The sequence below is a fragment of the candidate division TA06 bacterium B3_TA06 genome, from assembly GCA_005223075.1.
Classification (GTDB): Bacteria; Hydrothermota; Tepidihabitantia; order B3-TA06; family B3-TA06; genus B3-TA06.
The window spans coordinates 140446-156904 of record NJBO01000002.1; the positions used below are offsets into that span (position 1 = coordinate 140446).

11 protein-coding genes are annotated in these 16459 nt (G+C 53.6%); 5 read left to right on the forward strand and 6 right to left on the reverse strand.

The window, feature by feature from the left end; all coding sequences use genetic code 11:
* Positions 1-325 precede the first annotated feature (325 nt).
* Complete coding sequence (locus CEE36_02130) at positions 326-1705, forward strand: FAD-binding oxidoreductase (protein ID TKJ43937.1); 1380 nt, start codon at positions 326-328, stop codon at positions 1703-1705.
* Positions 1706-2404: 699 nt separating this feature from the next.
* Here CEE36_02130 and CEE36_02135 read toward each other — a convergent pair.
* From CEE36_02135 to CEE36_02145, 3 genes are all read right to left on the reverse strand, one after another.
* A complete protein-coding gene (locus tag CEE36_02135; GenBank protein TKJ43938.1) occupies positions 2405-3202 on the reverse strand; it encodes a diaminopimelate epimerase in 798 nt (265 codons plus the stop codon).
* Entirely contained in the window at positions 3199-3516 is a 318-nt protein-coding gene (locus tag CEE36_02140) for a hypothetical protein (GenBank protein TKJ43939.1), read from the reverse strand. The genes CEE36_02135 and CEE36_02140 overlap by 4 nt, the downstream gene beginning before the upstream one ends.
* 378 nt (positions 3517-3894) lie before the next feature.
* Positions 3895-5208, reverse strand: a complete 1314-nt coding sequence (locus CEE36_02145; GenBank protein TKJ43940.1) for a UDP-N-acetyl-D-glucosamine dehydrogenase — start codon at positions 5206-5208, stop codon at positions 3895-3897.
* Positions 5209-5386: 178 nt separating this feature from the next.
* On the opposite strand from CEE36_02145, the gene CEE36_02150 reads away from it, so the two are divergent.
* Positions 5387-7336 carry a hypothetical protein gene (locus CEE36_02150; GenBank protein ID TKJ43941.1) on the forward strand — a complete coding sequence of 650 codons (1950 nt, stop codon included), beginning with the start codon at positions 5387-5389 and terminating at the stop codon, positions 7334-7336.
* The gene (locus tag CEE36_02155) at positions 7326-9479 is read left to right on the forward strand and encodes a hypothetical protein (protein TKJ43942.1); all 2154 of its coding nucleotides are present in this window, start codon (positions 7326-7328) and stop codon (positions 9477-9479) included. Before CEE36_02150 ends, CEE36_02155 begins: the two co-directional genes overlap by 11 nt.
* Positions 9480-9534: 55 nt before the next feature.
* Here CEE36_02155 and CEE36_02160 read toward each other — a convergent pair whose 3' ends face one another.
* From CEE36_02160 to CEE36_02170, 3 genes are read right to left on the reverse strand one after another with little or no spacing between them, the layout of a single operon-like run.
* Positions 9535-10167, reverse strand: coding sequence for a hypothetical protein (locus tag CEE36_02160; protein TKJ43943.1), 633 nt, complete (start codon positions 10165-10167; stop codon positions 9535-9537).
* Between the two features lie 3 nt (positions 10168-10170).
* The gene (locus CEE36_02165) at positions 10171-10710 is read right to left on the reverse strand and encodes a hypothetical protein (protein ID TKJ43944.1); all 540 of its coding nucleotides are present in this window, start codon (positions 10708-10710) and stop codon (positions 10171-10173) included.
* A complete protein-coding gene (locus CEE36_02170; protein ID TKJ43945.1) occupies positions 10707-11255 on the reverse strand; it encodes an RNA polymerase subunit sigma-70 in 549 nt (182 codons plus the stop codon). The genes CEE36_02165 and CEE36_02170 overlap by 4 nt, the downstream gene beginning before the upstream one ends.
* 160 nt (positions 11256-11415) lie before the next feature.
* Between CEE36_02170 and CEE36_02175 the strand changes: the two genes are divergently transcribed.
* Both CEE36_02175 and CEE36_02180 read left to right on the forward strand, forming a co-directional pair.
* Positions 11416-14607 carry a hypothetical protein gene (locus CEE36_02175; GenBank protein TKJ43946.1) on the forward strand — a complete coding sequence of 1064 codons (3192 nt, stop codon included), beginning with the start codon at positions 11416-11418 and terminating at the stop codon, positions 14605-14607.
* A gap of 17 nt (positions 14608-14624) precedes the next feature.
* A complete protein-coding gene (locus tag CEE36_02180) occupies positions 14625-16457 on the forward strand; it encodes a hypothetical protein (GenBank protein TKJ43947.1) in 1833 nt (610 codons plus the stop codon).
* Positions 16458-16459: the final 2 nt, after the last annotated feature.

A 16459-nucleotide genomic window follows, 5' to 3' on the forward strand; every position in this document is an offset into this window, starting at 1 on the left:
TCACCACCTGGTAACGATCTCCTGGCGCACAGACTATAATTGACAAGAATCAATTTTGGACTAAAATTAATATATCTTGGCATGGCGGCTTCTGAAAGAGAAGTTGCGAAAAACAATGGCTTCGTTGAACCAGCCGCAGAGGAACTGTTTTTGCCGTTGTTTTACTGTTGGTTCCTTCGCCATGCCAAGATGTAGCCCCTACCTGCTGCAACGACACACGGGGTCCCCGCACAACGGCGAAGCCGGTGTGTGGGGTAAAGCGGCACGGTCGTTGCACTCCATAAACATTGCTTGACACACAGAAAGGCGCGACTAGGATTAAGGGATGACTGAAAGGCAGGTAAACGAGTTAAAAGAGCTATTCGGAGAGAGGTTTTCAACGCTTCCAGAAACCCTTGATCGCTACTCACGCGACGAAACCAGCAACCTTGAGGCTAAGCCGGAGGCGGTTCTTTTTGCCGAGGAGACAGATGATGCTGCACGACTCCTCAAATACTGCACTGATAACAAGATTCCGGTGACACCGCGGGGCATGGGAACCGGGGTATCGGGTGGGGCATTGCCGATCGAAGGCGGGGTGCTTCTAACCCTGGAACGGATGAATAAGATACTGGAGATAGATGTTCCCAACCGCATGGTTGTTGTCCAGCCCGGGGTAATAACCGGAGAGCTGCACAAGGCGGTGGAGGCAGAAGGGCTTTTCTACCCTCCCGATCCGGCGTCGCTTGAAAGCTGTTCTGTAGGCGGCAACGTGATAGAGGGAGCGGGCGGGCCCAGGGCAGTGAAATACGGAACGACCAGGGACTACGTTACCGGTCTTGAGGTTGTTCTACCCACAGGGGATGTGTTACGACTCGGCGGAAAGCTTCGCAAGAACGTTACCGGGTACAACCTGATTGGTCTCATGATTGCCTCCGAGGGTACCCTGGGGGTGGTAACCGAGATCACGCTGAGACTCCTGCCACTTCCCAAAGTAAGAACCGACCTCCTCGTCCCGTTCAAGAGTTTTGAACAGGTTACACGCACCATCAACGAGATCCACAGAACCGGCATTATCCCGGCAGTGATCGAGTTCATGGAGCGGCGCGCCTTGGAGATAGTGGAGGCGTATCTTGACTCCAAGCTGCCCGTGCCTGGCGCAGGTGCCTATCTAATGATCGGACTTGACGGCCAGGATGCCGAGTCGGTGGAGCGCGACTACGAAAAGGTAGGCGAGATTTGCCTTGAAAACGGTGCGGTGGACGTGTTCGTGGCCGAAGGTTCGGATATGAAGCAGAGATTATGGAAGACCAGACGGTCTCTGCATGACGCGCTGCACGATCTCTCACCCCAGATGGAGCGTGAGGACGTGGTGGTGCCGGTGGCCAGGATTGAGGATTTATTGAAAGGGGTGGACGGGATCAGGAACGGGACAAAAGTAGAGGTGGTGGCGTTCGGACACGCGGGTGACGGCAACGTGCATGTTAATCTCCTGCGCGGCAAGCTGGATGAGGAGAGGTGGAACACCGAACGAGAGCAAGTGTTAGCAGAGCTCTTTGATTTGGTCGTTTCACTCGGCGGCACCCTCTCCGGGGAGCATGGGATAGGGGTGGTGAAGAAGGAGTTCATGCCACTGGTTACCAGCGATGCGGAACGCAAGCTTTACAAACGGCTGAAACAAGCGTTTGATCCTGCGGGAATTCTAAATCCGGGAAAAATAATATAAGAAGCCAACCTTTGGTTGGCTTACATGTTGGTTCTTGCAATCCTTTGCGCGTAGCGCAAAGGGAGCATTTAAACACCCCACACATCTGCTACGCATCTGTGCGGGGACCCCGAATATGCTCCTTTTCTCCTGCGGAGAAAAGATCGCAGGGATAAAATTTAAAGTGCACCGACCACATTGTTGCATTCTCTTTTTGTCGCTTTCTCATAAAGTAAGCATTTCCTGAAAATCTACATTAAGAATCAAAAGATGCACCCTTAAAGTTTTGTGAAACCTGCCAGCTTCCTGACCCTCCTATTCTGCGATCTTTTTGCGCTCTGCGCAAAAAGGAGCAAATATTTGGGGTCCCCACAAAAACGTGAAACGTTTTTGTGGGGTATTAAAATCCCGGCTTAAGGCCGGGATTTTAAGTGGGTATCTCACTGCCTTTCGGCAAACCCACCCATACTGAACGTATTGATTATAGGAGCAAGGCAGACGTCGTCAAGTGAAAATCTGTTGTCGGGAAGTCAGGTCACTCAGAAAGCAGGTCTTTATCGATCTCCTTCTCCTGCTTGCGTTTGCGCTTGTAGGAAGGTTTTTCTTCTTTCTTCTCTGACCAGCGTATGTTCTTTGGAGGCCGGGGATGCCTGGGTTTCTGCTTTATAACCTTCTTTTCAACCGTCTTCTTTTTTCTCGGCACAACCCACCTGATGAAGTTTAAGGCAATTCTATCTCGCCCTTGAACACCACAGCCGTCTCACCGCCCAGCATCACGTTGGTGGGTGTTGACGTGCTAGACTCAAAGCTGACGCGAAGCATTCCGCCGGGGAAGTTGAGCCCTATTGGCGGTTGTATCCCTTTAAGTCGGTGCAGAATGGTAGCCACGGCCACCGCGCCTGTGCCGCATGCTAAGGTCTCTCGCTCCACCCCGCGCTCGTAGGTGCGCACCGAGATTGAGTTATCCGGATGGATCTGGACGAAATCGGCGTTTGTTCCGGCAGGTATGAATTTCGGATGATTGCGGATCGAACGGCCGACTCCATCTACGTCGAAAGAGGCAAGGTTTTCGACAAGAACTACGACGTGAGGAACACCGGCGTCAACGAAGTGAAGCGGGAAGTCGAACTCATGCAACGTCAGGTTGAGTTTTATATCCTTGGGATCGGGCAGGGAGACGCTCGGTTTGCCGTCAACGACCAGTCCCTTGTGAACGCCCGCGTCGGATACGAACCTCATCTTCCGAGGTGCCATACCTTCCTTCCACATGTAGAGCACCAGCGCACGGGCCCCGTTCCCGCAGAAGGAGGCTCTGGAGCCGTCTGCGTTGAAGTAGACCATGCGGAAGTCGTGCTCAGGATCTCTGAGAACCAGAAGCAGACCGTCAGCACCTATGCCCTTGCGGCGATCGCACAGGATTGGTGCCAGTTTGGCAAATTCTTCATCGGACAGTTCAGGATACTTGACGACTACAAAGTCATTTCCTGCACCGTGCACCTTGGTGAATGGAAGCTTCATATATAAATGATACTTGTCTGCCTGGAGGTGTCAATATAATAAAGGTGTGGAACAGCCTCTCCAGGCTGTTCATAAATAAGCACAGGCCGACAATTGTCACCCCCACCTTTATCCTCCCCCATCAATGGGGAGGAAACTATAAGGTTGATCTCTAGATCGACCTTCAAATATCCTGCATGCGATCTTTTTAGCCTTTGGCTAAAAATGAGCAAATCCAGATCGCCACGTCGCCTTCGGCGGCTCGCGATGACATTCATTTTGTGGAGTGCAACAACCGCGTTGTTGCGTTTATAATTATGCAATGACACGGTCATTGCACTCCAAAAGATCCCAAGATTAAAAGGAAGGTCAACCTGACGCGAAGCGCGCAGGCAAAGGCTGCGAACGTCGACCCATACGAATTTCACCGATTTCAATATTCTTCCCTTGATGGGGGACGAACAATAAACCCTCCCAAAAGGTAGGGGCACGCTGTGCCGTACCCTTACTGATCTTTGTGGAACAGCCTCTCCAGGCTGTTCATAAATAAGCACAGGCCGACAATTGTCACCCCTACCTTTATCCTCCCCCATCAATGGGGAGGAATTATGAGGGATGTCGAATCCACAAAGGAATCCCCCTCCCTTGATGGGACAGTGTGCCCCTTGAGTGCCTGGTGCACTCATATGGTAGGGGGTAGGGGAAGGGTGAAATTATGCCTTGACTATTTTCTCGCGGCCTTGCTTTACGTCGGCCGTCGCGTTGCGGGTATCGATCACAAGCTTCGCGTGGGCAACCACCTTGGCGTAGTCCAGGCTGTCGTGGTCGGTGGCGATTAATACGACGTCGTATTTGGCGATATTCTCAGCGCTCAAAGGCACGCTCTCCTTGTCGAACTTGTAACGACGTGTAGGCGGAATCTTGGGGATATAGGGATCGTGGTAATCGACCACCGCACCCTTCTCCTCAAGAAGTTCAATGAGACGCAACGCTGGCGACTCGCGCATATCGTCAACGTTCTTCTTGTACGCCATGCCCAGAATAAGCACCTCCGAGCCGTTCAACGCCTTCTTGTGGTCGTTGAGCGCCTCCATTATCTTGCCTACCACCCAGCGTGGCATGGATGTGTTGATCTCACCGGCAAGCTCGATGAACCGGGTGGGCATCTCAAACTCCTGCGCCTTGTAGGTGAGATAGAATGGATCGATTGGGATGCAGTGACCACCCAGACCAGGACCGGGGTAGAACGGCATGAACCCGAACGGTTTTGTGGATGCGGCACGGATAACCTCCCACACGTCTATCCCCATGGCGTCGAGGATCACCTTCAGCTCGTTTACGAGCGCGATGTTAACGCTGCGGAACGCATTCTCGAATATCTTGGTGGCCTCGGCCGCCTCGGCTGAGGAGACCGGCACCGTTTGATCAATTACCGCATCGTAGATGGCCTTGGCCAGCCCAAGGCTCCGCTTGGAGTTGGCACCCACCACCTTGGGGATGTTCTTGGTGTTGTATTTAGGGTTATTGGGGTCTTCGCGCTCAGGAGAATAGGCGAGGTAGAAATCGGTGTGGGCGACAAGACCGGAGCGCTCCTCCAATACTGGCCGCATTATCTCCTCGGTGGTGCCGGGGAACGAGGATGATTCAAGTACAACAAGCTGCCCTTTTTTAAGATAGGGGCCGATCTGTTCTGCAGTACCGGTTACGAACGAGAGGTCGGGCTGAAGGTGATCGTCAAGCGGTGTGGGGACGCAGACAAGCAAAGTATCAGACTCGGGGATGCGACTGAAGTCGGCAGTTCCCTCAAGAAGACCTTTCTTAACCGCATCCTTGATTCTAGCCGAGGGGATGTGTTTTATGTAGGTCTTCCCTGCGTTAAGCGCCTCGGCTTTGGCCTCGTCTATGTCATAGCCAATCACGCGGAAACCCTCCTCGGCGAACGTCAACGCCAAAGGAAGCCCCACGTATCCCATCCCCACCACACCAACAACCGCCTTGCGCTCGGCTATCCGCCCAAGTGTAAGCATGCCCACTCCTTTTTTGACGCTAGGCGTAAGCTTAGTCGAACCTCGGCTAAAGTCAAGCTAACCGCAGATTTCTATAAGGATTTTAATTCAAGTAATCCGTGTAATCTGCGAAATCTGCGGTTTAAATCCTTGACTTCGGGAACTTATTCTCTAGAATTCACGAAACAAGGAGGCTTGCGTGAAGCGTGTCGCATGTTTGATATTGACGGGTGTGGCTTTGATGATGGCCGCGCAGGACCCCATTGACGAGGTTTTAGCCAAAGGAGGATTAACGAGAGAAGATGTCCACTTCGATAGAGCACTAATGGATTTCTACGGCGGCGGGCCTTACCGATTGAAGATATTTGATTTATTGGTTAATCGTCCGTTGGATATTCCTTACTACAACCATCTGTTCGTGCACCAGCTCTTTGAAGGCGGCGACAGATTGGCCAAGGGTGTGTTCTTTGCATCTCTGAGGACGGACGCCCCGGTCCGCAGAGGCCTTATCGAGCACCCTTACACCTCACTGAAAGAGGAATTAGACGAGGAGGAGGATAAGTTCTTCTACGCGTTTGATCAGCTCAAGGAGGTGGCTGGCAACCAGGATGTGCTGTATGACTTTGAGCTTCCCCCGATGTCACCCGAAGTTGAAGAAGCATTGGCGACAATCCTTTTAGCCTCAGCTCAAGCGATCGAGATGCGGGACCTGGCATTCCGCTATCTCTCTGAAGAGGAGCAGGAAAGGTTATGGGATAAAGCTTTGGGATACGTTGGTGACGACACCACCATCACCATCGAAGATGTTTATTTCGTTGAGGAAGCGATCGGCAAGGTGGAGTTCTCGCTTCTCTACGCAGGTCTTGAGGATTTAGCCATGGTTCTTGATACCCTGATGCCGTTTATAGATTCTGTCAGGGATGACCTTCCTCGCTTCGAGATCGAGACGCCTTACGGGACGGCAAAGATCGCAGGAGAAAGCGATGACAAATATGATGGAGACTATCTGCTTCTTATCGAGACCGGAGGGGATGAGTATTACGAAAGAGCCGGTGCCAATCCCGATTTCCGCCATCCGGTGAGCATCGTGATCGATCTGGATGGAAATGACAGCTACGTTAACGAATCATATGATCCTGCGATCGCCGCAGGCGTGCTGGGTGCAGGGATTCTTATAGACTGGCGCGGCGACGATGTCTACGAGTCCAACGGTCCAGGTCAGGGCGGCGGCCTGTTCGGTCTGGGTCTTCTTTACGACCGCGAGGGTAGCGATCATTACGCGGGCTTCGTCAACTGTCAGGGTGCAGGGGTGTTCGGTGCAGGGATTCTGGTGGACGTGGCAGGAAACGACACCTACCGCGGTTTCCGCGGCATTCAGGGCTACGGTTTCACCAAGGGATGCGGACTGCTCCTCGATCTTGCCGGAGATGACCAATACGTGGCACGTAACGACTCTGTGCCCTTCCCCTCGCCGCAGTCTGCCGAGCACAATGCCGCGATGGCCCAGGGGTTCGGGTTCGGTAAGCGCGCCGACTTCACCGACGGCCGCTCCCTGGCAGGTGGCGTCGGAGTTCTGGCCGACGCTTCGGGCAACGATACCTACGAGGCCGGGGTGTTCGCCCAGGGAGCGGGCTACTGGTACGGGGTAGGGATGCTCACCGATAAAGAAGGGGATGATAACTACTCCGGCGTTTGGTACGTTCAGGGCTCGGGCGCTCACTTCGCGGTGGGTATCCTCAACGACGTGCGAGGCAACGACACCTACTCGGCCTTCAAGAACATGGCCCAGGGCGCAGGCCACGATTTCACGGTAGGATACCTGATTGAAGATAGTGGTGATGATACGTACAACGCCCCCAACCTGTCTTTGGGCGGCGGCAACGCCTCAGGCATCGGCATCTTCTGGGATAGAGAAGGTGATGATGTCTATAACGTGACCGCGGCGACCACCCTGGGGCTGGCCAACATAGGCAAGCGCGGCGGGATGCGCGACCGCCTGATCTGTGCAGGAATATTCCTTGATACCGGCGGGGGCAAGGACACCTATCCTCGTGACAAGCCTGCCAACAACAACAAGACCTGGTTCCAGCCCGGACTCAATACCAAGGAACCCTTGGATACTGAGATAGGAGTCGGTCTTGACCGTTAAACCTCTGTGGATTTTCCTTATACTGATAGTTCTTACCGGGTGCATGCCCAGGGGGATGAAAGAAACCATGACCGTCCGGCAGCTTCAGGCATTGAAGGGCGACTCTACCCTTGCCCTTGGTCATTACTGGGAGGCTTTAGATTTCTACCGTCACGCGTGGATGCTTTCGGAGACCGACGAGGAACGCGCCGAGATCGGAGTAAAGCTCTACCGCGTCTTCTACGAAGGTAGAGAGTGGGACAGCTGCGTAGTCCAGGCCGAGGCGTTACGTGGAACGCCTTGGTTCGACTCCCTGTCCTACAAGGGCCTTGTCTACTGGCGGGCAGGTTACTTTACCGAGATACTTGGAATCACAGACGCCTCTCCCCTGCTTCGTGCCGAGGCCGCGACAAGGCTGGGGCTTGAAGATTCGGCAGGGGTACTTTACGCTGAGGCTGAAAGACTGTTTGGTGAGGTGGCACGAGGCCGCCGGGCAGAGGTTTACGCTGAGATAGGCAAAAAGGACAGCGCCGTAGTGCTTTTGAAAAAATTGAAGTACCCATCCAATCCACAGAAAAGGCTGCTTGTCGAGCTCCTCTTTGAGCAAAAGGCCTGGCGCGATCTCCCTGCAGCGATAGCAAGGCTTCCAAAGGAATCGGAAAGGCTGACCGCTCTGGTTCGACTCTATGGTGAGGTGGGTGACGCTAAAAAGAAACGCAGGACCCAGATGCAGCTTATCCGCACCGCACCTTGGTCTTCTGCCGCAAGAGAGGCAGCTAAGGAGATCACCCCTGCAGATGCCGAAGAGACCTTTGCCGTAGCCAGGGCCTACGTGGGGATTGATCGAGAAAGGGCGCTTGCCCTCTTTGAAGAGGCCGAGGCCAAAGCCAAGGGATATTCACGAAAGGCCTGCCAGTGGGAGCGGGCACAACTTCTCTACCGTCTCACGAGATACGAGGAGGCGTACGAGCTTTTGAAGAACATGCGATCAGACGAGGCCAAGTTTCTTCTGGCAAAGGTGGAGTCTAAAATGGGCAGGGACGCCGAGGCGTTAAAGGTGCTTGCCGATCTTAGGGAGAATGCAAAAACACGTAAGAATCGGCAGGAGGCATGGGAACGAATGGCAACCCTACTGCAGGAGCAAGATAAGAACCTCGAGGCGGCCGAGCTGGCAGCCGAAGGGGCGCGGGCGCTTTCAGATGAGGGGTTAGGCCACCGCGCCCTGGTGCTCTGGCTTGCGGAAGGGGATACCACCAAGGCATGCTCGGCTCTGGCCGGAGGAGTCCCGCTTGATTCAGACATCTCACTTTTCTTCCGCATCTGGCTTGCCCCTGATTCGGCAGCCGCCCTCCTCTCCCGGCTTGATGCGAATGACCCCTTCTCGTATTACTCCCTGACCGCGCGAGGAAAACTGGATCACACCCCACCTCTTGAAGACTGGTTCATCGAGCTTGGCGACACCATCCGCGTAATCTCGCCCCGGGACTCGGCAGTCGAGAATCAGGCCTGGATTTTGGCTGAAGCAGGATTCATGAGCCAGGCCTCAAGCAAACTCAGGGGAATAAAGAACCCGCCGATGCCGGTGATGCTTGACTGGGCCGAGCGTTTCTCAGAGCTGGGCGCAGATAACATCGCGATAGATTGGATCGAAAGGCTGCTACTTGAGGCCCGCAGGCGCGGCGTCTATACACGACCGATTGAGGTGCTGAGGCTGCAGTATCCAACGGTCTATCTGTTTCAGATCCAAAGTCAGATAGACGATCCCGTTACCTTCCTTGCCCTGACCCGGCAGGAGAGCTGGTTCAATCCACGTGCAAAATCACCTGCCAATGCGTATGGGCTCTGCCAATTGCTCTACTCTACAGCTAGAGGTATGGATACAACGGTGGCCGTGGATTCATTGTACGAGACACATGTTAGCATCAGGTTGGGTGCCGAGTTCCTTCGCAGGATGCAGGCCAGGTTCAATGGCCGTAACGTGACCTACATCGCGGCCTACAACGCAGGGCCCGGAGCGGTGAACCGTTGGCTGGAGTATCTGCCACAAGACGACGCCCTGTTCGTTGAGCTCATACCCTACGACGAGACCCAACGCTACGTAAAGCAGGTGCTTAGAGGGAAGATCATCTACCGCTCCCTCCTGTCCGCAGAGAATCAACAATAAGATTTGCGGCGGTCTGTGGATCGCCGCAAATCTTCGGGGTGATTTTTATTCGTTGCTATCTTGACCGTCCCCCTCTCCCATGGTCCTCTCTTATCTCATCTATAAATCTTCGGATTCCCCGCTCAAACTCCACCTCGAAGATAACGAATCTCGCTTGCTGTTCTACCGAGAGCACGGATAGCATCTCGTCCCTTAATTCCCTCATCTGTTTATGGTGTTCTGCTTCTCTTTTCTTCAGGCGATCCATTATTTGGCTGAGTTTGGACTCACTTGGGTTTCGTTTGGCAAGCTCCTCTTTGAGCAGTTTGAAGTCGGCGGCCTGTGCTTTGCGATGGCTCAAGACCAGGGAGTCTCGTTGGCTCAACTTAGGCAGCAATGCAGCGACCTGTTCATCACTCAGATTCAATCCCTCACGCATACGCATTATACGCATGGTCCGGATCATCTCCAGCGCCCTTTCCGAGGTTGGTGCCATTGCGGCCCTGGCTTTCTCGAATTCGGCCCTCTTTTCCTCCAGTGCGGCTCTGGCTTCCTCTAGTGCGGGCCTTGCTTCCTCCATTGCGACCCTGGCCTCCTCCATGGTTGTTCGCATCCTCTCCAGCTCCTTTTCTGAATCTGCCGCACCATCACTTGTCTGAGCCGTGACAACGACGACAGCCAAAGCCATCAGTATAAATAAACGTCTCATCCGTTAACTCCTTTCCAGGCCCTCGGTCATCTCCTCAAGCAAGGAGATCAAAGCGGCCTTCTCCTCTTCGTTTAACTCATCAATCTCGGTGTAGATATCTGTAGGGAAAGCCTCCTCATAACTCTCCAGACCTTGCATCAACTCCTCATCCTCAGAGATAAGCAGTAAGGCAAGCTCCAGCCCCTCATCGGCAGAAAGGCTGTCTCCTTCAACCACCACCCATCCCTCCTGCGGAGCAACCGGACGTTTCAGGACGGCGTCCCCTCCAAAGATGATCGCAAGGAGCACCGCTGCGGCTGCCACCGGCACCCAGACCCAGCGCCACCAGGGGACGCGACGAGGGGCAGAGGTCTGCCATTCGATACCGGTAAATCGAGGCGGCGCATCTGCGGAGGTTAGTGCCAAGGCTGCCTTGATTGTCTCAAGCTCCTTACGACACCCATAACACTTCTCAAGATGTTCCTCCAACTCCGAGCGTTCAGAGGCATTCAGTTGCCCATCAAGGTAGGCGACCAGTTTATCACGAAATAGGTCTGCATTCATTTTTTATCCCCTTGAGGGACAAAACCCTTCAGGCTCTTGCGAAGCTTTGTCACCGCATGATGGTAGCTTGCCTTGACCGCACCCTCGGAGATTCCGAGTATCTCGGCAATCTCCGCGTGGGAATGCTCCTCTTCGTATCTCATATGGAAGATGGCGCGCTGGCGGGGCGGAAGCTGGTCTGTAGCACGTGCCACCGCGACCTCGAGTTCCTTTTGACGTGTAGCATACGAGGGAGTTAAAATGCTTGGCATCCGTTCCAGATCAAGGTCAGCCTCGCGCATCCTTGAACCCCTGCGTAAACGGTTAAGGATGTGGTTTAAGGCAATCCGGTAGAGCCAGGTGGAGAAGCGGGCCTCACCGCGAAAACGCTTAAGAGATCGGTAGGCCTTCACGAACGCCTCCTGGACCGCATCATCGGCGTCGGCACGGTTGTGAAGCATCCTCCAGGCAAGGGCAAACAGTTTGCCTTCATAACGCCGCACGAGTATCTCAAAAAGGTCCGCTTTACCCTTCTTGACTCGCTCGATAACCTCATGATCTTGCATCTCCTCATCACCCTTTTGACACGGGAGAGGCGAAAAGGTTTAATCGGTGTGGCACGGCTAATGATAGAAACTCCTTGAATGCTGTCAAGTCCATACCGGCTGACTAATGGAATCCAGGTAGGAGTTGACAAAGGATATTCTGCGATTATCCTTTCCTATCATGCAGGTCATTCTTGGTTTGCTTTTGTTGGGCCAACTCTTTGAGCCGGTAGACGCCTTCGGCGGAGGGGAATGCTACGGTGTGGCCTGCGTGGACCTGGACCGTGACGGCGCATATGATGTAATAATTGCATCAAACCAGGGCATAGGCTACTACCGCAACCTTGGTGATATGACGTTCGAGCAGCGCAGGGAGCTTCACCCTGATCCACCGGTCCCGGCCAGGGCGGTCCTGGCAGGGGATCTGGATAACGACTCGGACATTGATCTTTTCGTTGCTACAACCGGGCAGGATTTTCTCCTCATAAATCAAGGTGATGATATCACTTTTCAGGAGATCACAGTCTACTTCCCGGTGGAGTCCAGCCGTGCCGCTGCCCTGGTGGATTTCGATGCGGACGGGAATCTTGATCTGTTCGTGGCCGCTGCCACTTCAAGGCTTTACCACAATGAGGGGGATGCATCCTTTGTTGTGGTCGACAGCTTCCCGGCAGGCTTCGCCGTCTCATGGGCGGACTACGACTCCTCGGGCTGGGCGGACTTTGCCTTAGCCTCGCTGGATAGGTTAAGTTTCTATCGCCGTTCACTCACCGGCGAATTCGTTCGGGATACGACGATTCAAGTCACGGCACCGCGCGGCTTGTGCTGGTTTGATTGGGGTAATGACGGAAGACTGGAGCTGGCGGTGGCCGATTCGGCCGGGGTGAACATCCTGATTAAACCCGATTCCGCATTCGCGATCCATGCTATCGGAACGGAGACAGAACCCAGCGTTGCGGTGGCCGCAGGTGATTTTGACGGAAAGCCAGGGGTGGACCTCTTATTTATCAATTACGGCATCGAGGACCGCATCTATGAAGGTCCTGATTTCATCTCTCAACCGGAAGATACGATCTCTTGCGGCACAAAAGAGGCCCGCTCGGTGGCTCTGGGCGATCTGGACACACTGAATGGGATGGACGCTGTGGTGGTCGGTGTGGGTGGCAACGCCATTTACAAGAGCCTTGTATCAAGAACCAACAAACTGATCGTTAACCTGGTGGGACGAAGGGATGTGGTGGATGGACTTTCAAACACCATCGCGGCAGGAACGCTTCTGAGGCTCTATGAAGGTGACACGATCAGGGGTTTCTGGGAGATAGCTGCAGGCTCAGGACATGCCGGCCAGGATGCGCCGCAAAAAAGCTTCCCCTTACCTGATACTACCGGTTATCTCTTGAAGATAGAATGGCCGCGATCAGGGGTTGTGGATTCAATCCATCTCGATACTTTCACCCTGCCAGTGCTAATAGACGCCTACGAGGATATAACCCCTCCCCTGCCCCCGTCCAACCTTAAGTGCACCTCACACGACACCCTTGTGTGGAGCAACGACAATCAGGTTGAATTTGAGTGGAAAGCAGGCAATGACCCTCACGGAAGCGGCCTGGCAGGCTACAGTACCCTATGGAGCAAGGACACTCTTGCATACCCTGACAATGAAGTGGAAACCTCTGATACTTTCATGACCGTTAGTACGGATCTCGAAGGTGACTCCTGCTTCTTCTTTCTCTCCTCGGTGGACTCGGTAGGCAACGTCTCCACCCCGGTGCGGTACGCACCATTGAAGCTGGATTTTCATCCGCCGGACAGTATCGAGCTGATACATCCTTCTGTCTACTCGTATGTGAACGACACCTTTGTAAGGTACGAGTGGAGTGCTGGGGTTGATACGCTTTCAGGGATAGCCTCCTACAGCATGGAGGTTTCGAATCGTCATGACTTCCTGGGCCAAAAAGCGGACAGCCTGCTTGATACCCAGGATACCTTTTACCAATCCGCCGCCAACCTTGGGGAGATGTGGCATTACTGGCGGCTAACAGTGAAAGATACAGCAGGGAACACCGATACCATACCGTCCCAGCAAAACGATACGTTAGGGATACCCTTCAAGGTTGACGTAACCGCTCCCAGGGTGGTTAAAGTGGTCCCTAGGGATGGTGAGATCGGCATAGCGACGAATATTACCATCCGTGTCGAGTTCAGCGAACCAATGTTGCCTAGCTCGGCCGAGGATGAATCCAATTATCTGATCGAGCAAGATGCGCCCCTTCTATTTGAAGTTGAACAACATAATCCATATACCTACCGTCTTAACCCCATCCAACTTCTAGACCCTAATACCGAGACATTCGTGACGGTTCATCAATCTGTAACCGACCTCGCAGGTAATGGGCTTGCTGCCCCCTATTCCTGGAGTTTCAGAACAGGTAAAGCGCCTGATCTTAAAGGGCCGGTGATTGACCTTGTAGTTATCGACCCCAACCCGACCGGTGGACATAGGATAGTAAAGATCCAGGCACGAGCTACGGATGAGGATAACGGCGGAGGCGTGCCGATAAGGTGCGTTTTCTTCATTGATGATTCCCCTGATACGAATGAAATGGAACTCGCTGACGGAACCTATAACTCCCCGGTGGAACTCTATACCTTCGATCTTGACGTTGATACCTTTGAAAAAGATAGTTCCTACCTTTTGTCCTTTAGGGCTATGGATGGTTCCGACAACTGGGGACGTATAAAAAATGATGATACATTGTATGTAACCGATGATGTTGACCCACCTGAATTGAATCTTGCTGTCCTAAGCGATACAACCGACCTTCACACCGGGGACACCCTTTCCCTTGAGGTTACCTCAAACGAACCGCTTCGCAGTCTTGCGGTGGCCTTCTCCCAGATTACAGAACAGGACTCTTTCTATAGTCAACTATCCGTTTCCATTCCGGATGACTCTATGTTCTTTAGGGTAGACGTTCATCTTTCCGGTTTCCCAGCAGGACGTATCGATGGCGCGGCAACCGGCAGGGACAAAGGCGGAAACTTAGGAACCACCACCTTTGGTTTTCCTCTTCTCTCAGGTGATCTTTTACCCCAAGAGAAGGCCTTCGCCGCCCCCAACCCGGCTTCCAGCCAAGTGGGTATCTACTTTACGCCCGGGGAGAACGTGGAGGCAAGCCTGCGGGTATTTACCATAGATGGGCAGGAGGTGTGGACTCCTGATCCAATTGAGATTGCTCCGGGCGGAGAACGTTCAGTATTCACCACCGACGTATCCCAGTGGCCTGTGGGTCTTTACATCTTCGTGCTTCAGGCAACCAATGATCAAGGACAAAAAGCAAAAGTCAAGAAGGTGTTCGCGGTGGTGAGATGAGGCTTTTTCTTCTTCTAATGGCGGGCGTTCCTTCGCAGGGTGTGCGCGAGTTCCTTATCCCCACCTCACCCATATCAGCACTCTATGGGGAGGCATTGGTAGCTTCTCACGAGTGTGGTGCGTTTTTTGCCAACCCGGCACTCGCTGTCAGGGAGCCTTACCCTTGCGTCCACCTTGCACATACCGAGTGGTTTGCATCAACGCGCAGGGAGCGCGTTGATTTTCTCTTACCCAAAACCTGGGGCACGCTGGGGATTGGCGCGAGCGGCTTTCATGTGTGGGATCTTGAGCATAGGGATGATCCTGACGACGATCCGGAGACCTTTTCGGCATACAATACAGACCTTGTGATCAGGTATGCGCGAGGTATAGGAAGATTCGCTCTGGGTGCTGAAGCAGGGGTATTTCTACAACGCATCTATGAATACTCAGCAGCAGGGTTTCATGGATCGCTCGGTGCAAGCTTTAACAAGAAGCCATTTTCTGTTGGACTTTCCATAATCAATTTGGGTCCGTCTGTAAAGCTCTCAACCGAAGCCACGCCACTGCCAAGTAGGGTCCAACTGGGCGCCGCGTGGAACCCTTCGCTACCTTTAAACATCCAGACCGGCCTGTCCTACGCCTTTGACGGATCGTTTAACGCATCGGCAGGGATAGGTGGAGTATTATTTAAGATCCTTCACCTACACGCTGGCGGCGGATACGGCACGCGTCCACGTATAGGGGCCGGTGCCTCACTTGAGTTCAAACATCTCCAGATTGCCTACTGTGCCGTGTTGAGACCGGGAATCGGTCTATCCCACCACATTGGGGTAAACCTAATTTTCCCTCCCAGGCAGCGTGAAGACCCTCTTATGATTGCCATGATACAAACCTCCCAGACGTTCGTGGAGAATGGGAAACGCGACATGCTGAATCGGGATTACCAACACGCCTTACAGCAGTTTGATCTTGCTCTGGTGTGGTATCCTGACAACCCCGAGGCCCAGGCCGGTTACAACGAGGCACTGGCAAAAGAACGGGAGCTACAGGTCAGCCTGCATCTTGATGCAGCCCGTGCCTACCGTGAGACGGAAGGGTATCTGGATGCACTGCGTGAGTACGAGTTCGTGCTTTCTTTAGCCCCTGACAATGCGCTTGCACTCTCCGGAAGGACCGACATGCAGCTTGAAATGGAACAGATACCTATACTTGCAAGGGGGCAACTTCCCGAAGATGCAGTTAGACTATTCGAGGCAGGTGTGGAAGCCTTTCACAACGATCGTTTCAAGGAGGCGCTCGCCTATTGGCAGGAGATCAAGGAGCGCTTCACATACATTGAGGAGATCGATCCCTTCCTGGATCTGGCCGCAGAACGCCGCGATGAGAAGATAGACAGCCTTCTGCTCGACTCCTACGCCGCACGTGAAGGGGGTGCGTTGCGCCAGGCTCTGGAGTTGGTGGAGCAGGTGCTGAAGATCGATCCCACAGAGAGAAGAGCCCATACCCATCGTGAGGAACTCACAAGTCTCATCCACAGAAGGACCTCAGATCTGCTCGTAGAAGCAATCGAGCACTTCGATTCAAGACGCTATGAGCTCGCGGCAGAAACCTTCAATAGGATCCTTGCCTTGGAACCCGCCAATCCCATAGCCCAACGCTACCTTAACCGCTTGCAAAAGGAAGAAAGGCTCAAACACAAGGATCTTGGCCAGCTTAACGTAAGCGCTACCAATGCCTACACTTCGGGGGACTACGAGACAGCCATCCGTATATGGGAACAGATACTTGCCGTAGACTCCACCTTTGCCAATGTTCAGCGAAACCTTGAACGCGCCAGGCGGAAAAAAAACATGCTTCGATCCCCTTGACC